We start from the raw sequence: 20,572 nt of genomic DNA, 5'->3' as shown, positions 1-20,572 counted from the left end.
TGATTGAAAATGTTTCAGAAGGACGGAATCAGTGACAAAGGAAAACAGGGATAAATACTTAAAACAACGATGGAACGTGAGCAAGGCTGTATGTAAGATCGTATGCCTTTTGCTGGTGCCTTGTATCTCGTATCTGCTTTTTGAATATGTGACCGGCAACCTGGCAACGGTTTCCGTGAGTATGGCTGTTCTCAATATAGCCTGGATGTATGTGCTGTACCTCATGCTGTTTGCGGTGAGCGGAACCACCCGCGCGGCAGTGCCTGTGGTGTCTGTTTTCCTGCTGGTGCTGTCCCTGGCAGAGGCGTTTGTGGTGGCCTTCAGGGACCGTCCCATCCTGCTGTGGGATGCCATGGCATTTAAGACAGCCATGACCGTTTCGGGAAATTATACATTTGTCATTACCCAGGAGATGAAGATCGCCTGTGTATGTGTGATTTTGATGAATATTGCCCTTTGGTTTATGCCGTTTCGCATCAGGGGGTGGAAGCTCCGCCTGGCTGCCGGGGCAGGCACCGCAGTAGCCATCGGAGGGTTTGCAGCCTGGTTTTTTACCTCCCTGGTGCCCGGCTGGGGGCTGGGGATCAATATGTGGGCTGTCAATGACACGTATAAGGAATACGGGTATGTGCTTTCCACTGCAGTGTCCCTTCAGTACATGGTAAAAAAACCGCCTCAGGGCTACAGTACGGCAAAGCTGAAGGAGATACATGACAGGCTGGAAGAGGAGGAGCAGGTACGGCTGGCATCCCTGGGAAGCGTGTCCCTGGAGGATGACAGTATCACTCCGGTGAATCTGATCTGCATTATGAACGAAAGCCTGTCGGATCTCAGGACTGCAGGGGATTTTACAACCAATACGGAGTATTTTCCGTTTATCAGCAGCCTTGAGGAGAACACGGTCAAGGGAAGCCTTTGCGTCCCCGTGTTCGGTTCCCTTACCAGCAATTCGGAATTTGAGTTTCTCACAGGGGATTCCATGGCCCTGCTGCCCTCCAATTCCATTGCCTACCAGTTTAATGTAAAGCCGGATACATATTCCATGGTTAGTACGCTGAAGGACCAGGGGTATGATGCCGTGGCCATGCATCCGTATCCCGGTGAAAACTGGAACCGGGTGGAGTGTTACAATAATATGGGCTTTGACGCGTTTCTGGACGAGGAATTTTATGAAGACAGTGAACAGCTTCGCAATTATGTGAGCGATGCGGCTGATTACGACAAGCTGATCAGTGTGGTGGAGAGCAAGAGGGCGCCTGAGGATAAGCTTTTTATTTTCAATGTGACCATGCAGAACCATGGGGGATATGAGGAGGAGTATGACAATTTTGAGCAGGAAGTATGGCTGACAGGGGAATATGAAGGCCTGTATCCCAAGACGGACCAATACCTTTCCCTGATGAAAAAGTCAGACGAGGCGTTTCAGTACCTGCTGGAGTATTTTTCCAAGGTGGATGAACCCACCATGATCGTGATGTTTGGGGATCACCAGCCCAGCGTGGAGGACGAATTTTTTGACGCCATAGCCGGCATGCCAAGCAGTGAGGTACCGGTACAGGATCATCTTATGTGGTATGAGACACCCTTTATTATTTGGACCAACTATGACATGCCTTCCCGGGACATGGGAAAGCTGGGAGCGGTCTACCTCTCATCAGAGGTCCTGAGAATGGCCAATCTGGAACTGACACCCTATAACCGTTTCCTTCTCCAGATGGAGGAAGTGCTGCCCGTGGTCCATTTCCTGGGCTGTTATGACAGGGAGGGCAATTACTATTACTGGGCCAAGGCCGAGTCGGAGCGCTGTCCCTATCAGGACATGGTCCTGGACTATGAGGCCCTGGTTTACAACCACAGTCTGGACAGGAAAAAGTACAAGGACATGTTTGTTATAAAATAGTATAAGCTTAGAAAAAATTGTAAAAGCACTTGGCAAGCTGCCCCCGCATAGAATAAGATTAAGAATATGCAGGGTGGCTTTCTTTGAAGACTTTTCCGAAACCATTAACAGCAGGAGAGGAAAAAGAGTATCTGGAACGCTGCAAAGAGGGCGACCAGTCAGCCAGGGATATGCTGATTGAGCATAATATGCGTCTGGTGGCCCATGTGGTAAAAAAGTACCAGGGCTCTGATTACGATATGGAGGACCTGCTATCCGTTGGGACTATCGGCCTGATCAAGGCTGTGAATACATTTAATGCAGATAAAGGCTCACGACTGGCCACCTATGCAGCCAGATGCGTGGAAAATGAAATACTGATGCTCCTTCGTGCCAGCAAGAAATTTTCCAAAGAAGTGTCTCTTTTTGAACCTATAGGGGTAGACAAGGACGGGGAAACAGTAAGCTTGGTAGACGTCATCGAGATGGACAATAAAGAAACATTGGATACCATGATATTGAAACAGGACGTAAAGGAACTGTACGAGGCATTTGAATCCTGTCTGACGGAAACTGAAAAGACGGTATTGGGAATGCGTTATGGACTGTACAGGGGCAAAGAACATACCCAGCGTGAGATTGCGGGGAACCTCGGGATCTCACGTTCTTATGTGAGCCGCATTGAGAAAAAGGCGATTGAGAAGATACGGGCGGAGTTTTCTAAACACGGCGGCTGAAAATAAAGTCAGTGAAACACGGCGCCTTGGCGGATAAATTAAGAAATGAATCTGAACAGACACCGGAACTTGAGGGGGAAACTCAAGGTTCCGGTGTTTTGTTTTAGGGGGAGATATGATATAATCGAAAAAGCAATATTATTTATCAAAAGAACCTTTGCAGTTATAGAAATGATGGAAGATTTGCCCGGATTGGAGATGCCTATGAATATCTGATGTCCATGTGCGCTCCCAACGCTGAAAAACCGAAGACACGGGTGAGATGTTCCCAATAAGGATGAAAGTTAAAACGTATGCACAGAATATAGATAAGAGTACAGGGGATATTTAAACGGATCACTGCTTTTACAGGAATTTGAATATAACTGACGGAAACATGATAGACAGAAGGAGAGACAAGGTTGATCAAAAAAGGACAATCAAGAAAAAAGCGTGAGCCAAAGGCATGGTCAAAATATATGATAGGCGGGACCGTGGTCCTGACAGCCGGAATTGTGTGTGTCTGCCTTATTGGTCTGGTGCGGAGCAGGGGAAAGGAGCATCTTTCCTCGGAACGGCTTTGGAGCAGGGAACGGGGAAACGATTCCGAGAACGGGCTTCAGGGCGGGAAGGATACGAATGGGGCAGAGGGGCAGGAGAGCCGTGACCGGATGGCAGAGGAGCAGGATGCGGGCAGACAGACGGAGTGGGCCCGTGAGATCCTGGACCAGATGACCATGGAGGAAAAGGCAGCCCAGCTGTTCATTATCACTCCGGAGCAGCTGACAGGCGGTTCCCAGGTCACTGTGGCGGATGAAACCATTAGGGAAGCGCTAAAGCAATACCCGGTGGGCGGACTTATCTATTTTTCCGGAAACCTGGTGGACCCAGCCCAGCTAAAGGAGATGACTTCACATACCCAGGCATATGCCATGGAACACAGCGGGATCCCTCTGTTTCTTTCCATTGACGAGGAGGGAGGGGATATTGCCAGGATCGGTACTCATGAGGGATTTCAGGTGGAGCAGGTGTCTGCAATGGCTGAGATCGGAGCATCCGGTGACTGGGCAATGGCTTACGATGCGGGTAATACCATTGGGACATATCTGAGAGAGTACGGCATCAATGTGGATATTGCCCCGGATGCGGATGTGCTCACCAATCCGGATAATACGGTGGTAAAGACGCGTTCCTTTGGGACGGACCCGGAATTGGTGACAAAAATGTCATTGGCCTATCTGGACGGGCTTACAGGTCAGGGAGTCTATGGAGTACCAAAGCATTTCCCGGGCCATGGGGCCACAAAAGGGGACAGCCACCAGGGATATGCCTATGCGGATAAGACATGGGAAGAACTTGAGAAAACGGATCTGGTGCCTTTTTATGCCATGGCAGAGCGGCAGGTGCCCTTTATCATGGCAGGACACATATCCCTGCCAAGGATTACGGGGGAAGATGTTCCCTGTTCCCTTTCAGGGGAGGCGCTGCAGGGGTATTTGCGGGAGAAAATGGGATATGAGGGGATCATCATTACGGATGCGCTGAATATGGGGGCTATACAGGAGCATTACCCGTCAGGGCAAGCGGCAGTGATGGCCTTTAAGGCCGGTGCGGATATGCTGCTGATGCCCGCGGATTTCCATGCGGCCTATGAGGAGGTGGTCCGGGCAGTCCGGGACGGGGAGATTTCCGTGGAGCGTCTGGATGGATCCGTACTGCGCATTTTGAAGGTGAAAGCCGGGCTGTCAGGATCATTTTCATAAAAATTCAAAAAATATTATAAAAAGATAAAAGAATTGTGCATTGTCTTATGATGTGTTTGCCTTTATACTAGTCATAGCAGGCGGGACCGGTGAATTTGGAACCTGTTCCGTCTTTTTGCGGCAACCAAGTGTTCATAAGGAGGAAAAGCAATGGCGATTTTAGTGACTGGAGGCGCCGGTTATATCGGAAGCCACACCTGCGTGGAACTTTTAAATGCAGGTTATGATGTAGTAGTAGTAGACAACCTTTACAATTCCAGTGAGAAGGCGCTTCAGAGAGTGGAGCAGATTACCGGCAGGAAGGTTACATTCTATGAGGTGGACTTGCTTGACCAGCCCGCACTAAAGAACGTATTTGATAAGGAGAACATTGAGTCTGTCATCCATTTTGCAGGCCTGAAGGCAGTGGGTGAGTCTGTTCACAAGCCTCTTGAATACTATCACAATAATATAACAGGAACCCTGATCCTCTGTGATGAGATGAGGAACCATGGGGTTAAGAATATTGTATTCAGTTCATCTGCAACCGTGTACGGGGATCCTGCCGAGATTCCCATTACCGAGAACTGCCCTAAGGGGGAGATCACCAATCCTTACGGACGCACCAAGGGAATGCTGGAGCAGATCCTCACTGACCTGCATACCGCGGATGATCAGTGGAATGTAGTCCTTCTGCGCTACTTTAATCCCATCGGAGCCCATGAGAGCGGCCTGATCGGCGAGGATCCAAAGGGGATCCCCAACAACCTGGTTCCTTATATTGCCCAGGTGGCAGTGGGCAAGCTGGAACATCTCAATGTATTTGGCAATGATTATGACACGCCTGATGGGACCGGAGTGCGCGACTACATCCATGTGGTGGACCTGGCAAAAGGCCATGTGAAGGCTGTTAAAAAGCTGGAAGACAGGGAGGGAGTCAGCATCTACAACCTGGGTACGGGCGTTGGTTACAGTGTGCTGGATGTGCTCCATGCCTATGAAAAGGCCTGCGGCCAGACATTAAAGTATGAGATCCGGCCCCGTAGGGACGGAGATGTGGCAGTGTGCTATTCCGACTCCGCAAAAGCCGGCAGGGAATTGGGCTGGAGGGCTGAAAAGGGAATTGAGGAAATGTGCGCTGATTCATGGAAATGGCAGTCCATGAACCCAAATGGCTACAGGGATTAAATAAAATACAGGCTTTTGCAGGCCCGGAGCTGGAAGTATCTGTCTGGCTCCGGGCTTTTTTAATATACGGTTTTAAATATAAAAGAACAAATGTTTGCATCAGGGGTTGATTTTACCGCGGCCTTATGGTAAACTGTTAAAACAAACATATGTTCGAGGATGGGCGATGCCATGCTGATTCAGGAGAATTTAACCATACAGGAAAAACTTAAGATATTGACAGATGCGGCAAAGTATGATGTGGCCTGTACATCCAGCGGTGTGAAGCGCAGGGGTAAGGCCGGAAGTATTGGGAATACATCGGAGGCGGGAATCTGTCACAGCTTTGCGGCGGACGGGCGGTGCATATCCCTGCTTAAGATCCTGTTCACCAACCAGTGCATTTACGACTGTAAGTACTGTGTGAACCGGTGTACCAATGATGTGGTGAGGACTGCTTTTACACCGGACGAGGTCTGTAAACTGACCATTGAATTCTATCGGAGGAATTATATTGAAGGTCTTTTCCTGAGCTCCGGCATTCTGTATAATGCCACATACACCATGGAGCAGATATACGAGACCATGTACAAGCTCAGGAACCAGTGGAATTTTAACGGCTATATCCACGTGAAGGCTATACCGGGCGCTGATCCTGAGCTGGTGGAGCGCGTAGGGTTCCTGGCCGACAGGATGAGCGTTAATCTGGAACTGCCCACAGCAGAGGGGCTTAAGAACCTGGCGCCTGGAAAGACCCGGGATAAGATCCTAAGCCCCATGCGCCAGATCCAGCAGGGGATCTCTGTATCCAGCCATCTGCTGGGGTATGACAGGGAGTATAAGAAGCCCTACAGCACAAAGCATGCAGGCTTTGCCGGGGGCGCGGCCCTGATCGATCCGAAGCTGGCCCAGGCACCCTTGGGGGTGCTGGAGGAAAGAGATGATTCAGACCGGTCCGTGGGAAGAGTACCGGATCTTCAACCATCCGATCCATCAACCGGTATAACAACCGGTATAGCAGCCGGCACCACAGCCGGCACCACAGCCGGCGCTGCATCCTGGGATGCCCATAAGAGTCATCTGGTTCTTCCCGCCTCCAGGTATAAGAAGTCAGCCTTTGTGCCCGCGGGGCAGAGTACCCAGATGATCGTGGGGGCAACTCCGGAGAATGATTATCAGATGATGTCCGTGACCCAGGCCCTTTACCGGAACTTTGGGTTGAAGCGGGTATTTTATTCCGCATATATTCCGGTGAATGAGGACAGCAGCCTTCCCAGCCTGCCCGGGGGGCCGCCCCTGCTCAGGGAGCACAGGCTGTATCAGGCGGACTGGCTGCTGCGGTTCTATGGCTTTAAGGCAGAGGAACTGCTGTCAGAGGATAAGCCGAATTTTAACGTGTTTCTGGATCCCAAGTGTGACTGGGCCCTTCGCCATCTGGAGGGATTTCCCGTGGAGGTGAACAGGGCTTCTTATGATGAACTGCTTCGTGTCCCGGGAATGGGGGTGAAGTCCGCCGTGAGGATCGTGTCTGCCAGAAGTGCAGGAAAGCTGGGCTTTGAGGACCTGAAGAAGCTGGGAGTGGTGCTGAAGCGGGCTAGATATTTTATCACCTGTTCAGGCCGCATGATGGAAGGGGCAAGATTGGACCAGGACTATATCACCAACTGTCTCATAGGGGATGAGAGAAGGGCTGCCTGGGATATAGAACACAAGGACTGTTTCAGGCAGCTGTCGCTGTTTGATGATATGCATATGGAGATGCCGGTTACAGATGAGGACCAATATACAGCCGTGCTGGGGAATCTTTAGGAGGTAAGGGATCATGACCATTTATCTGTGTAATCCGGATTTTGAGGGGATCCTGTGCGGCATCTATGATGCCTGGATGGGGCTTAAAGGGCATGATAACGTGCGCCTGGAACTTAAGGGAACCTATCAGGAGATGGAGCTTTTCAGTGAATATGTGGATGTGGGGACGTCACCTGAAAAGGTGGGAAAGGTAACACGGTCCGTGTGTAAAAAGCTGTCACAAAGTGTTTATGAGAAGATTTATGTGGCATCCCTGAGCCAGGACGGTGACAGGGCGGATAAGATCTACCGCTTTTTGGTACGGGCCTTTGCCATGGGGCCGGAGATATTGGATCAGCTCCAGATTCCGGAGAGCTATGAACTCTTTCAGATGTGCCGTAATGTATATAATGAAAACCATCTGCTGGTGGAGTTCCTTCGTTTTTCCCAGGCTCCGGGAGGCATGTTGGTATCCAGGATCGGGCCAAAGAACGATGTGATGACGCTCCTGGCACCCCATTTTGCCGACAGGCTTCCTGAGGAAAACTGGGTGATTTATGATGAGAACAGGGAGAAGGCAGCGGTCCACCCAAGGGGAAGGGACTGGATGATCGTCAATCATCCCATGGAGCAGTCAGGGAATGGTGGAATTTGGCAGCTGTGCCTTGAACAGGACACAGATGAACAGGAGTATGAGGACCTGTGGATTGCCTTTTTTAATACCATTGCCATTAAGGAAAGGAAGAATCCTGTCTGCCAGAGAAACCATTTACCTTTGCGTTTCAGGCCCTACATGACGGAATTCCGCAAGTGAGCCCGTGCTGCTCCAGGCTGCCTTGAGATACATCACAGAATGTAATTATAAGATACTCTTGTTTTTTTTACAGTATTTTAGTATAGTAATACTATCTTAATTCAGAGGAGCAGGTATCTTCCTGCTCTGTCTTGCTACGATCAGGCACGGTTTGTGCTATATCCCAATTTTATAACACACGATACCCTCATTTGACAGGGGTACTATGAATCAAACACACAAAAGAAAGGAAATATGAATGTTTACAAAAATCAACAGCGGAGGTATACGGGCTGTGGACGGCTTTCTTGTGTCAGTGGAGGCAGATGTATCAGGGGGGCTGCCTGCTTTTTCTATTTCCGGCCATCTGGCTTCCGAGGTCAGGGAATCTCAGGAGCGGGTACGCACGGCTCTTAGAAACTCCGGATTCAGGCTGCCGGCCCGGAAGATCACGGTGAATTTATCCCCGGCAGGGATACGAAAAGGGGGAACCGCTTACGACCTGGCCATAGCTGTGGCTGTATTGGGGGCATTTGAGCAGGTGGATCTATGCGCGCTACAGGACTGTTTTGTCATTGGAGAGTTGGGGCTGGATGGGAGGGTAAAGCCTGTGAACGGTGTGCTTTCCATGGTGGATGCTGCCAGGGAACACGGATTAAGGCGATGCTTTCTGCCGGTGGAAAATGCCAGGGAAGGGTTGGTGATCCGAAATATAGATATAGTGGGGGTAGAGTCCCTGGAACAAATGGTCCGCATGCTGAGAACGCCTGGATCCATAGAAGTGCTGAAGCCGGGCAGCCTGAAGGAAAATGCCGGGGGTGAGACAGGGAAAGGGTATGATGTGGATTTTCGGGATGTAAACGGGCAGCTGGTCCTGAGACGGGCTGCTGAGATCGCGGCTTCCGGAATGCACGGCCTTCTCATGAGCGGCAGTGCCGGAACCGGAAAAACCATGGTGGCCAAACGGATTCCCACCATTATGCCGGTTTTATCCAGGGAGGAGGACATCGAGATATCAAAGATATACAGCATCTGCGGTATGCTGCCCCAGGGGCAGCCTCTTTTGTCGCACCGTCCATTCAGAAATCCCCACCACACCGTCACGCCTCTTGCCCTGACGGGAGGTGGTGGAATGGCAAAGCCGGGCGAACTATCCCTAGCATCAGGGGGGATACTTTTTCTGGATGAGCTGCCCCACTTTGGACGAAAAGCCATAGACATACTGAGACAGCCACTTGAAGAGCGCCGGGTTACGGTTACCAGGGTACATGGAAACTATGAGTTCCCGGCCGATTTTCTCATCGTAGCAGCCATTAACCCGTGCCCATGCGGATTTTATCCGGACAGGACCAGGTGTAACTGCTCCGAGACACAGATCCAAAGATATCTGGAACACATATCACGGCCTGTACTAAACCGGTTCGATCTCTGCGCAGAGGCCAGCATGATCTCATTTGAGGAGTTAAGCGGCAAAAACCAGGACAATGAGGATTCCGCATCCATCCGGGAACGGGTGGAGGCTGCCGTACAGATTCAGAGAAATCGTTATGAGGGAACCGGGATACGGTTCAACAGCCATATGGGGCCCAGGGAGGTAGCCCAGTACTGCGTACTAGGACAAAAGGAAAAGCGCCTGATAAAATCAGCATATGAAACACGAGGACTCAGCGCCAGGCGGTATCACAAAGCATTAAAAGTAGCGCGGACCATAGCCGACCTTGCGGGATGCGGCTCCATCAGACGGGAGCACCTGGCGGAAGCGTTGGGCTATGGAATGCTGGAGGATAAATTATGGGGATGATAAAGGACAGGTTAGGACAGTTGGAGCAGGAAGGCCCGGTCCTTAAATTAAACAGGGAAAAGGAGTTCATCTATTGGCTCACCAGGTGTCCGGGTGTTGGCGCCGTGACTGTTAAAAAGGCCGGTGAGCGGGCAGGAGGATTCGAGAATGTATATTATATAGAAGGAACAGAATTGCGCCGAATGGGAATCCTGCGCAGCGAAAAACAATGCCTTCAATTTGACAGATGGAAGAAGGAACTGGAACCCATGCGCCAGGAGTACCACAGCCTGCCGGAAAAGGGAATCCGTTTTGTAACACCCCTTGATCCGGAATATCCAAAACGTCTGGGGCATATTTATGACTATCCCATGGGACTCTATGTAAAAGGGGAACTTCCAAAGGAGGAGATTCCCACAGCAGCGGTGATCGGGGCCAGAAACTGTACATTCTATGGAAAACAGTCTGCGGAGTATATAAGCAGGGAACTGGCCGGACAAGGGGTACAGGTTATCAGCGGCCTTGCCTTGGGAATCGATGGGGCCGGCCACGCGGGAGCTGTAAAAGGCGGAGGAAGGACTTTCGCAGTGCTGGGCTGTGGGGTAAATATCTGTTATCCCAAAACAAATTACAGACTGTTTGAACAGATTCTTGAAAAGGGCGGTATCATATCTGAGTATGCGCCCCAGGAAGAGCCCTGCGCCCGGAATTTTCCTGTGCGCAACCGGATCATAAGCGGATTATCTGACGCGATCCTGGTGATTGAGGCCAGGCAAAAGAGCGGTTCCCTGATCACGGCGCAGCTGGGACTGGAACAGGGAAAGGATATATATGCCCTTCCCGGCAGGATTACAGATCCCCTAAGCCAGGGGTGCAATTATCTGATCAGAGCCGGAGCAGGGATCCTGACATCCCCTTTGGATGTCCTGGAAGATATGGGCATTTTTTACGAAAAACAAAGGATTTCTAACAAAAAAGACAATAAGGGACTTGCCAAGATTGAAAAAATGGTGTATAGTTGCCTGGATTCCGAACCCAGAAACCCGGAACAGATCGCAGTGCTTACAGGACTTTCTGTGAGCCTTTGTATGAGCGCTCTGCTGGAACTGGAACTGGGAGGATATGCAGTGCGGGCGAGAGGCCAGTACTATGTACAAGGAATGACAAACGAATAGTAATTTATGTGTATTTATCAATATAAGAACAGGGAATAAGGAGTTTTACAATGGCAAATTATCTGGTAATTGTGGAGTCACCAGCAAAAGTAAAAACCATCAAGAAGTTTCTGGGAAACAACTATGAGGTGGATGCCTCAGGGGGCCACGTGAGAGACCTTCCCAAAAGCCAGCTGGGTTTTGATGCGGAGCATGACTATGAACCAAAGTACATTACGATCAGAGGAAAAGGCGATGTGCTGGCAAAGCTTCGCAAGGAAGTGAAAAAAGCGGATAAGATCTATCTGGCAACAGACCCTGACCGTGAAGGGGAGGCCATATCCTGGCATCTGATGAAGGCGTTAAAGCTGGATGAGCAAAAGGGCAAGGATGTATACCGGATCAGCTTTAATGAGATTACCAAGAATGCTGTAAAAGCTTCCTTTAAATCTCCCAGGGACTTGGACATGAACCTGGTGAACGCACAGCAGACAAGAAGGATGCTGGACCGTATGGTTGGTTACCGCATCAGCCCCCTTCTCTGGGCAAAGGTCAAGAGGGGCTTAAGTGCAGGACGTGTGCAGTCGGTTGCCCTGAGGATGATCTGCGACAGGGAGGACGAGATCAACGCTTTTATTCCGGAGGAATACTGGAATCTGGATGCCGACCTTTTGATGAAGGGAAGTAAAAAGGCGTTAATGGGCAAGTACTACGGTACCAGGGATTCTAAAGGCGGCAAGTCCACGATTCGCAACAAGGAAGAACTGGATCAGATCTTAAAGGAACTGGAAGGCTGCAGCTATGAGGTGGAGGAAGTGAAGAAGGGGGAGCGTGTCAAGAAGGCACCCATTCCGTTTACCACCAGTACCCTTCAGCAGGAAGCTTCCAAGGCGCTGAATTTCTCCACACAAAAAACCATGCGTCTGGCTCAGCAGCTGTATGAAGGCGTAGAGGTTAAGGGCCATGGAACCCTGGGCCTTATCACCTACCTGCGTACGGATTCCACACGTATCGCAGACGAGGCGGACGCAGCAGCAAGAGAGTTTGTAAAAGAACATTACGGCGCGGACTATGTGACCCAGGGCACCCAGACTAAAAAAGAGAACGGGAAGATCCAGGATGCCCATGAGGCCATCCGTCCCACTGATATTACATTGACTCCTACCATTGTAAAAGAATCCCTTCAAAGGGATCTGTTCCGCCTGTACCAGCTGATCTGGAAGCGCTTTACAGCCAGCCGTATGGCTTCCGCTGTTTATGAGACCACTTCCGTGAGGATCGGGGCAGGCAGCCATATTTTCACCACATCCGCTTCAAGGCTGACCTTTGAGGGCTTTATGTCCGTCTATGTGGAGTCAGATGACGAGGAGGAAAAGAACCAGGTGCTGGGCAACCTGGAAAAGGGAACAAAATTAAAGCTGGACCATCTGGATCCAAGCCAGCATTTCACCCAGCCGCCGGCACATTACACGGAAGCTTCCCTTGTAAAAGCGCTGGAAGAGCAGGGCATTGGCCGTCCAAGTACTTATGCGCCCACTATTACCACCATTATTGCCAGAAGGTATGTGGTAAAGGAGAGCAAGAACCTTTATGTGACGGAACTGGGAGATGTGGTAAACCGCATTATGAAAAACTCATTCCCCAGCATTGTGGATCCCAACTTTACGGCCAACATGGAATCATTGCTGGATAAGGTGGCGGACGGAACCGTTGCGTGGAAGACTGTTGTGAGCAATTTCTATCCGGATCTGGACGAGGCTGTTCAGATCGCTGAGCAGGAGTTGGAATCAGTGAAGATCGCTGATGAGGTTTCTGATGAGGTCTGTGACCTCTGCGGCCGTCAGATGGTGATCAAGTACGGCCCTCACGGAAAATTCCTTGCATGCCCCGGTTTCCCGGACTGCAAGAATACAAAGCCGTATTTTGAGAAGATCGGTGTGCCCTGTCCTAAGTGCGGAAAGGAAGTGGTCCGCAAGAAGACAAAGAAGGGCCGGCTGTACTACGGGTGCGAGGCCAATCCGGATTGTGATTTCATGTCATGGCAGAAACCTTCCAACCAGAAGTGCCCTAACTGTGGTTCTTACATGGTGGAAAAGGGCAACAAGCTTCTCTGCTCCAATGAAACCTGCGGATACCGCATGGACATAAAGGAAAAATAGAAAAAAATGTAAATGTAAATAAGGAAATATATATAAATCTTAAAATAATCGAAAACTTCAAAAAACTCTTGTTATTGCTTAAAAATTGTGCTAAAATTCAATTATTAGTAGGGCATTTTGGGGCGTTATACAAATTGGATAAGGAGGTTTTCGATTATGAGCGTTCAATTGTTGGACAAAACGAGGAAAATTAACAAGCTATTGCATAACAACAATTCGCATAAAGTGGTATTCAATGACATCTGCAAGGTATTGAGCGAGATATTGTTATCTAATATTCTTGTGATCAGCAAGAAGGGAAAAGTGCTTGGTGTAAGTATTTGTCCCGGAGTGGATGAGATTGAGGAGCTGATTGAGGACCAGGTAGGCGGTTACATCGATAAGATGCTGAATGAGCGTCTCCTCAGCGTTTTGTCTACCAAGGAGAATGTGAACCTGGCAACCTTGGGATTTGCAGAGGAAAATGTAAGAAAGTACCAGGCCATCATTACTCCCATTGACATTGCGGGGGAGCGGCTGGGAACACTGTTTATTTATAAGTCTGACGACCATTTTGATATTGATGATATCATATTGAGCGAGTACGGCACCACCGTGGTGGGACTTGAGATGATGCGCTCCGTGAATGAGGAGAATGCAGAGGAGACAAGAAAGGTGCAGATTGTCAAATCAGCCATCAGCACCCTTTCATTTTCAGAACTGGAGGCCATCATCCATATTTTTGAGGAACTGGATGGGAATGAGGGAATCCTGGTGGCAAGCAAGATCGCAGACCGTGTGGGAATCACCCGTTCCGTGATCGTCAATGCCCTGCGCAAGTTTGAGAGCGCCGGCGTGATCGAGTCCCGTTCTTCCGGAATGAAGGGAACCTACATCAAGGTGCTCAATGATGTGGTGTTTGATGAATTGAAAGCGATTAAGGCATCCAACTCAAACCTGAAGTAGATGACAAAGATGACAGACAGTTTGCAAAAACACGTAAAAGTGCTTGCAAGCTGTCTGTTTTTATGTTATATTTGTAAGGCTGACAAAAAACACGTCTGTGGATTCTACGGGACGGTGCCTGGATGTATATTGGAAACCAACATTTAACTGGAAACTAATATTCGGACAGGTCTTCCGGGAAACATGAGAAGCAGACGGAAGTGCCTGAACCTACGTGAAGCGTAGCAGGCTAAAACCACATGGAGGTAAAGAACATGAGCGTTATTTCAATGAAGCAGTTACTGGAAGCTGGCGTACACTTTGGTCACCAGACAAGAAGATGGAACCCTAAGATGGCTCCATACATCTATACCGAGAGAAACGGTATCTACATCATCGACTTACAGAAGTCTGTAGGCAAGGTTGATGAGGCTTACAAGGCAGTATCCGATATTGCTGCTGAGGGAGGCACCATCCTGTTTGTAGGTACAAAGAAGCAGGCACAGGAAGCAATCAAGGCTGAAGCTGAGCGCTGCGGTATGTACTTTGTTAATGAGAGATGGCTGGGCGGTATGCTGACCAACTTCAAGACCATCCAGAGCCGTATTGCAAGGCTGAAACAGATTGAGACCATGTCCACAGACGGAACATTTGATGTTCTTCCTAAGAAGGAAGTTATTGAGTTAAAGAAGGAATGGGATAAGTTAGAGAAGAACCTGGGCGGAATCAAGGATATGAAGAAGCTTCCGGATGCAATCTTTATCGTAGATCCTAAGAAAGAGCATATCTGTGTACAGGAAGCTCACACACTGGGTATTCCGTTAATTGGTATTGTTGATACCAACTGTGATCCTGAGGAACTTGATTACGTTATCCCTGGCAACGATGACGCTATCAGAGCTGTTAAGCTGATCGTTTCCAAGATGGCTGATGCAGTGATCGAAGCTAAGCAGGGTGAAGTTTTAGAAGGTGCAATGGAGCTGGAGATTCCTGCCCAGACATTTGAGGCAGCAGAGGCTTAATTAAACTTTAAAACTTTTAAATTGGAGGAAAATGAAATGGCAGCAGTAACCGCAGCAATGGTAAAAGAGTTAAGAGAAGTAACCGGTGCCGGAATGATGGACTGCAAGAAAGCTCTTGCAGCAACTGATGGCGATATGGATAAGGCCGTTGAATTCCTGAGGGAAAAAGGACTTGCCGGAGCAGCTAAGAAGGCCGGCCGTATCGCGGCTGAAGGTATCGTGGCTACCGCATTAACCGATGATCATAAGAAGGCAGTTGTAGTTGAAGTAAACGCAGAGACTGACTTCGTTGCTAAGAATGAGAAGTTCCAGACTTATGTTGCTGATGTGGCAGCACAGGCTCTGAACACAAGCGCTAAGGATTTAGACGCATTCCTGGAAGAGAAGTGGGCCAAGGATGAGTCCCTGACCGTGAAGGAAGCACTGGCTTCCCAGATTGCCATTATTGGCGAGAACATGAACATCCGCCGTTTTGAGCAGGTAGAAGAGGCCAATGGTTTTGTTGCTTCCTATATCCATGCAGGCGGTAAGATCGGCGTTCTGATTGATGTTGAGACAGATGTTGTAAACGATGCTATTACTGAGATGGCGAAGAACGTGGCAATGCAGGCAGCTGCATTAAAGCCAATGTTCACCAGCAGGGATGAAGTAAGCGCTGAATATATTGCCAAAGAAACTGAGATCCTCACAGCAGCTGCTAAGAATGAGAAGCCGGATGCCAACGATAAGATTATCGAGGGTATGGTAAAGGGCCGTGTAAACAAGGAGCTGAAGGAAACCTGTCTGTTGGATCAGGTTTACGTTAAGGCTGAGGACGGCAAGCAGAGCGTATCCCAGTATGTTGCAGCCGTAGCTAAGGAAAACGGCGCCAACATCAAGATCAAGAAGTTTGTTCGTTTTGAGACTGGCGAAGGTCTTGAGAAGAAGAACGAGGATTTTGCAGCTGAGGTAGCTAAGCAGATGGGGATGTAATTTCCTGTTAATGTCCAAACTGATAATCATGTCCAAACGGATAAAAATAAAAAAGGTTCCAAGATACGATTTAACGTGTCTTGGAACCTTTTTATGATATCATAGGAAATTTCTCTGGAATTCCCTCGTATAGTTAGTACAGAATCACCCAAGGATCATACCCGGTAAGCCTCAAACAACTCCACCGATTGCAGTGCGCTGGTATTGGGAAGATACACATAATAGAAATCCCTGGATATGTTCCACCCATCCACCTGGAACGGGGAGATGGGGAAATGACTGTTTTCAAACGCCTGGTAGGCAAAGGTAATGCCGCACCCGGAGGCCACAAGGTGCTGCAGCAGCCTGAAGTTTCCTATGTGGGTGACACGGGAAAAGTCAGACAGGGTATGGTTGTTTTCTTCCAGCATCCTTTTTAATATGCTCCTGGTACCGGATCCTTTTTCACGAACAATGATATTTTCCTGAAACAGCCGTTCCATGGGGATGATCTCTCCGGCAAAGGGATGTCCCAAACTGCAGAATCCCACAAAGGGTTCCCTCAGATACTGCCTGCATTGGTATTTGGAACGGCTGAAAAAGCCTTCCACCAGTGCAAAATCAATTTCCCCGTGATCCAGATATTCCAGGATCCGCTTAGTGTTGTCCGTTTCCACGCTGATGCGGTTGTTTTCTTCCTTCAGAAAACCTTCCACCTGGGCTGTGATCACATATTCCCCAATGGTTTTTGTGACACCGATCTTCAATTCATGACCCTTTGGTGTTTTTAAGGTGCGCAGTAAGTGTTTTTCCTGATAATTCATGGAATTCAGATGCCGGCGTATGAGTTCAGCTTCCGGGGTCATGGACAGATGACGTTTGTCGTAGGAGAACAGGCGGCACCCGTAGTAATCCTCCAGACAGTGGATCTGCTGGGTTACAGCCGGCTGCGTAATATGCAGCATCTGGGCAGTGGCGCGGTAATTCAGGGTTTGGCATAAGGTCAGAAATGTTTCCATTCGATAATCAAGCATAAAGACTCCTCCTGTTTGTGATAAGATTAATTTATCGAAGATAAAAAAATGATAATTAGACATTATCGAAAAGGGCTGTTATAGTAATGAGGACAAAAAAAGAAAGGTAGTGTATAGTATGGACTGTTTGAAAAAAATATATGAGATCGGACCCGGGTTTTTACTCTCCCTGACCATTGCCGCAGCAGCAGTGGTTCTGGAGTCCCTTTTGCCTGTCCATCTCATTGGCGCATCGGTCATTGCTTTATTTCTGGGAATGCTTCTGAATTATTTCTGGAGGCCGGTACCTGCCGCACAAGCGGGAGTCAGATTTACATCGAAAAAGATCCTGAAGCTTGCCATCATACTGCTGGGAGCATCCCTGAGCATACAGACCATCCTGCATGTGGGCCGGTATTCTCTGGTTGTGATGTGTTTTACGCTGCTCACCTGCTTTGGAGGCGGTTACTTTGTGGGAAAGGCATTGGGATTAAACTGGAAGTTATCAAATCTGATCTCGGCCGGAACAGGTATCTGCGGAGGTTCGGCCATAGCCGCCATTGCACCGGCGGTAAATGCCAGGGACAGGGACATTGCCTATGCCATGTCTGCCACCTTCCTGTTTGATATGGCAATGATTCTGTTGTTTCCCATTATGGGCAGGGCAATGGGACTGAGCGATATGGCCTATGGATTGTGGTCGGGAACAGCAGTCAATGACACCTCCAGTGTTGTGGCGGCAGGATATGCTTTTTCTGAGGCGGCAGGTGATTTTGCCACCATGGTAAAGCTGACGCGCACATTGTCCATCATACCCACGGTGATCATCTTTGCATTGATTGAGGTTCGCCTCAAGCGCAAAGAAGCGGCGGCAACAGGTTTAAATGGGGATATAAGGGCAAATATAAAATTCTCATCCCTGTTTCCATGGTTTATCTTAGGATTTCTGGCCCTGGCGTTTATAAACAGCCTGGGATTCATTTCACCGTCCTTGTCTTTGGCCCTAAAGGAGATGAGTAAATTCCTGATGGTGGCATCCCTTGGTGCCATTGGCCTGAATACGAGTTTTAAGGAAATGTACCAGTCAGGCGCAGCACCCATGCTCCATGGATTTATTATCTCGGCTCTGGTGGTGATTGTGGCCATTGGTGTGGAGTATTTTATGGGCATTATCTGATGCGGTATGATCCGGATCAATGTCTGGAAAAATAGGATTATTTTTAGTATAATATAAGTACAGCGAGTAGCCTGACGGTGTAAGTCCAGTTGTCAGGCTGCTCCTTTTTATTATAAAAGCTTCTGTAACATAAATTTGAAACAGAGAATGGAGGAAACACATGACAAGAGAAGATGCATTGGAGTTAGTTGAGCGAATGCCGTATATCAGGACCATTCAGGTGGCCGCCGATAAGGTCCGGTCTGAATTTTACCAGGAGGCGCTGCATTCTGATGATCCGGTTGAGTGGGTTAAGGTTATAAAGACACATTATATAAGGCGAAACGACAAGTCGGCCAGAAGACACCCCTCACCTGAGGAAGATGCCATGGCCGGGGAAGCCAGGGGCAAACTTTACGGCATGTTGTCAGAAGCGCTGCAGGTTCCGGAATATGAGATGGACTCATTTATTGAGGATCATATCCGCCGGACTATGTAAGATTAGCTAAGGCCATCTAAGGCCATGTAGGATTATGTAGGGTTCTGCGGGGCCATGTAGGATCATCTAAGAGCATGGGATTTTCAGTAAGCAATATTTGCAAAATCGCAAAGAAAAATTAATACACCGCCATACCGGAGAGGTGTATACTTGAGATAAGGGTCACAAATTGTTTTTCTTGCGGGAGGAAGATGGGAGTATGAGAAAAAAACAGGGAACTATGGCACTATATGCGGCTGTATTTAGTCTGGCACTGTGTTCCTGTCAGTCCGGCGCTGGCAATGAAAGATTGGCACAGGAGCGTCTGGAACAGGAGAACCGGGAACAGGGGAGCTGGGAAAAAGAGACCGCGGCACAGGAAAGCGGTGATGTATCCGATGCAGAGGAAAGGGGGAAAAGCCAGGAGGAAGTTGCCCGGAATCCCCTGAAACAAGGGGAAGAAAGGGATCAAGGAGATGGCGGTTTTCACATCAAGGCGGTACAGAACCTGGAAACCGGAAATGAACTGTTGTCCGCTGCCTTTTTAAAAGCAGGGGATATCCGTTACCAGGTATCCTTTGACCTGACACGGGAGGGGATGGAATCAGACCGTTTACAGTGCGCCTTTTCCATGCGCAATGCAGATCATTCCTCTTATTATGACAGTATTGCATCGGTTGAGATCTCCACGGAAAAGGGCAGGCGTTCCTATGAGATAGAGCCTGTATTTCCGGATGGGAGCAGTTACATGCAGGCAGAATCCGGTGAGATCCGCTTTTGCCTGGATGATCCTGCAGGCCCGTATATCTCTGTGAAAGGGTTGCGCGAACTGGATGGGGATTATTACCCCTCAAGTGTTTTCCAGGGCTCCGGTCTGATGTTCCGGTACTTGACCAAGGCGGATCTCTGCATGTATCCCACAGAGGATCTGTGGCTGCTCAGAAATGAGATCTATGCCCTTCATGGGCGGATATTCCAGAACGAGGTGCTGCGGCAATATTTTGAAACATACTCCTGGTACAGGGGAACCACGGAGCCGGGAGCATTTTCAGAGGATATCCTGTCAGATGTGGAAAAAAAGAACGTTGCCCTTATCAAGGAGATGGAAGATGATCCAAACCGGGCCATGCTGGATGGCAGCAACCATTATGGAATAGAGGACCTGCCCTTTGCCCCCTACCTTTCTTATTTGGGTGAATATGATGAAACCGGCTTAAGCGCGGCCCTGACACAGGCAAAAGATATGGGCGGATATTATGTGGTCCAGGGAAGTATTTCCGTTCCTGCATCTATTACACCGGAACAGCTGGAAGGGGTGAAGGCTGGAAAAGAGGTGGAAGTGGTACTGGATGAGCTGACAGGTGAGGCCGGGATCCTGACTCTGGATCCCGGCGGAAACGCGGCCGCTCCAGTCTATGGATATATTCTTAGGGAGTATGCTGAAGACCAAGGATGTGAGACCGGCTTATGGGCGGATTATAAAAGCGGGACGTATCAGTTGTGGCAGACCAGCGGGGACACGGTGATGAAAACCGTTTACCGTGGAGATATTTACCTGCTGAAAGGAGCGGTCACAGGGGGAGATGTAAGCCTGGAGGGCGCCTCAGAGAACCAGCGTCTCATCTTTGCGTCCAAAGGGGCCGGAGAGAGAAGCGGGGGGGAAACGGATGTTTTTGGCAATCACCTGTATTATAACAGCAGGGGACATTTTACAGCTGTTTATTATCTGGGGGATTGAGAATCAGATTGGCCTGACGGCGTGGAACTGGCCGCCAGGTTTTCTTTTTTTGTGGGGAGATTTGTAGACTTTGGTAGGTTTAAAAAGTTTGAAGATTGATAAGAAGCTGGCG

The 20,572-nt window shown here is 49.1% G+C and carries 17 protein-coding genes; 16 read left to right on the top strand and 1 reads right to left on the bottom strand.

Annotated elements, in window-relative coordinates; translation table 11 throughout:
* Window positions 1-31 precede the first annotated feature (31 nt).
* From HMPREF9469_RS00635 to tsf, 13 genes are all read left to right on the top strand, one after another.
* A complete protein-coding gene (locus HMPREF9469_RS00635; RefSeq protein WP_007858099.1) occupies window positions 32-1,900 on the top strand; it encodes a sulfatase-like hydrolase/transferase in 1,869 nt (622 codons plus the stop codon).
* An 83-nt stretch (window positions 1,901-1,983) separates the two neighbouring features.
* Entirely contained in the window at window positions 1,984-2,616 is a 633-nt protein-coding gene (gene sigK, locus HMPREF9469_RS00630) for an RNA polymerase sporulation sigma factor SigK (RefSeq protein WP_007858098.1), read from the top strand.
* A gap of 45 nt (window positions 2,617-2,661) precedes the next feature.
* On the top strand, window positions 2,662-2,832 hold the full coding sequence (locus HMPREF9469_RS31860) for a hypothetical protein (RefSeq protein ID WP_156200224.1): 171 nt from the start codon (window positions 2,662-2,664) through the stop codon (window positions 2,830-2,832).
* Between the two features lie 185 nt (window positions 2,833-3,017).
* On the top strand, window positions 3,018-4,358 hold the full coding sequence (locus tag HMPREF9469_RS00625; RefSeq protein WP_007858096.1) for a glycoside hydrolase family 3 protein: 1,341 nt from the start codon (window positions 3,018-3,020) through the stop codon (window positions 4,356-4,358).
* A gap of 150 nt (window positions 4,359-4,508) precedes the next feature.
* The gene (gene galE / locus HMPREF9469_RS00620) at window positions 4,509-5,525 is read left to right on the top strand and encodes a UDP-glucose 4-epimerase GalE (RefSeq protein WP_007858095.1); all 1,017 of its coding nucleotides are present in this window, start codon (window positions 4,509-4,511) and stop codon (window positions 5,523-5,525) included.
* Window positions 5,526-5,696: 171 nt separating this feature from the next.
* On the top strand, window positions 5,697-7,313 hold the full coding sequence (locus HMPREF9469_RS00615; protein ID WP_007858093.1) for a putative DNA modification/repair radical SAM protein: 1,617 nt from the start codon (window positions 5,697-5,699) through the stop codon (window positions 7,311-7,313).
* 13 nt (window positions 7,314-7,326) lie between these two features.
* On the top strand, window positions 7,327-8,106 hold the full coding sequence (locus tag HMPREF9469_RS00610; protein ID WP_007858091.1) for a TIGR03915 family putative DNA repair protein: 780 nt from the start codon (window positions 7,327-7,329) through the stop codon (window positions 8,104-8,106).
* A gap of 238 nt (window positions 8,107-8,344) precedes the next feature.
* Window positions 8,345-9,886, top strand: coding sequence for a YifB family Mg chelatase-like AAA ATPase (locus tag HMPREF9469_RS00605; RefSeq protein ID WP_007858088.1), 1,542 nt, complete (start codon window positions 8,345-8,347; stop codon window positions 9,884-9,886).
* A complete protein-coding gene (gene dprA / locus HMPREF9469_RS00600; RefSeq protein ID WP_045092668.1) occupies window positions 9,883-11,040 on the top strand; it encodes a DNA-processing protein DprA in 1,158 nt (385 codons plus the stop codon). Before HMPREF9469_RS00605 ends, dprA begins: the two co-directional genes overlap by 4 nt.
* Before the next feature lie 50 nt (window positions 11,041-11,090).
* Window positions 11,091-13,178 (top strand): type I DNA topoisomerase, encoded by a 2,088-nt coding sequence (gene topA / locus HMPREF9469_RS00595; RefSeq protein WP_007858081.1) that lies wholly within the window; start codon window positions 11,091-11,093, stop codon window positions 13,176-13,178.
* A 156-nt stretch (window positions 13,179-13,334) separates the two neighbouring features.
* Entirely contained in the window at window positions 13,335-14,123 is a 789-nt protein-coding gene (codY, locus tag HMPREF9469_RS00590) for a GTP-sensing pleiotropic transcriptional regulator CodY (protein ID WP_007858080.1), read from the top strand.
* Window positions 14,124-14,377: 254 nt separating this feature from the next.
* Complete coding sequence (gene rpsB / locus HMPREF9469_RS00585; protein WP_007858079.1) at window positions 14,378-15,124, top strand: 30S ribosomal protein S2; 747 nt, start codon at window positions 14,378-14,380, stop codon at window positions 15,122-15,124.
* Between the two features lie 36 nt (window positions 15,125-15,160).
* Window positions 15,161-16,096 (top strand): translation elongation factor Ts, encoded by a 936-nt coding sequence (gene tsf / locus HMPREF9469_RS00580; protein WP_007858077.1) that lies wholly within the window; start codon window positions 15,161-15,163, stop codon window positions 16,094-16,096.
* A 155-nt stretch (window positions 16,097-16,251) separates the two neighbouring features.
* Here tsf and HMPREF9469_RS00575 read toward each other — a convergent pair whose 3' ends face one another.
* Complete coding sequence (locus HMPREF9469_RS00575) at window positions 16,252-17,109, bottom strand: LysR family transcriptional regulator (protein ID WP_007858076.1); 858 nt, start codon at window positions 17,107-17,109, stop codon at window positions 16,252-16,254.
* Between the two features lie 118 nt (window positions 17,110-17,227).
* On the opposite strand from HMPREF9469_RS00575, the gene HMPREF9469_RS00570 reads away from it, so the two are divergent.
* The 3 genes from HMPREF9469_RS00570 (at window position 17,228) to HMPREF9469_RS00560 (ending at window position 20,460) form a co-directional block, all read left to right on the top strand.
* Entirely contained in the window at window positions 17,228-18,265 is a 1,038-nt protein-coding gene (locus HMPREF9469_RS00570) for a YeiH family protein (protein WP_007858074.1), read from the top strand.
* Window positions 18,266-18,425: 160 nt separating this feature from the next.
* The gene (locus HMPREF9469_RS00565; protein ID WP_007858067.1) at window positions 18,426-18,743 is read left to right on the top strand and encodes a hypothetical protein; all 318 of its coding nucleotides are present in this window, start codon (window positions 18,426-18,428) and stop codon (window positions 18,741-18,743) included.
* A 199-nt stretch (window positions 18,744-18,942) separates the two neighbouring features.
* Entirely contained in the window at window positions 18,943-20,460 is a 1,518-nt protein-coding gene (locus tag HMPREF9469_RS00560) for a DUF4454 domain-containing protein (protein ID WP_007858065.1), read from the top strand.
* Window positions 20,461-20,572: the final 112 nt, after the last annotated feature.

It is taken from the genome of [Clostridium] citroniae WAL-17108 (assembly GCF_000233455.1).
Classification (GTDB): Bacteria; Bacillota; Clostridia; order Lachnospirales; family Lachnospiraceae; genus Enterocloster; species Enterocloster citroniae.
This window is presented reverse-complemented; position numbering and strand designations above follow the sequence as displayed.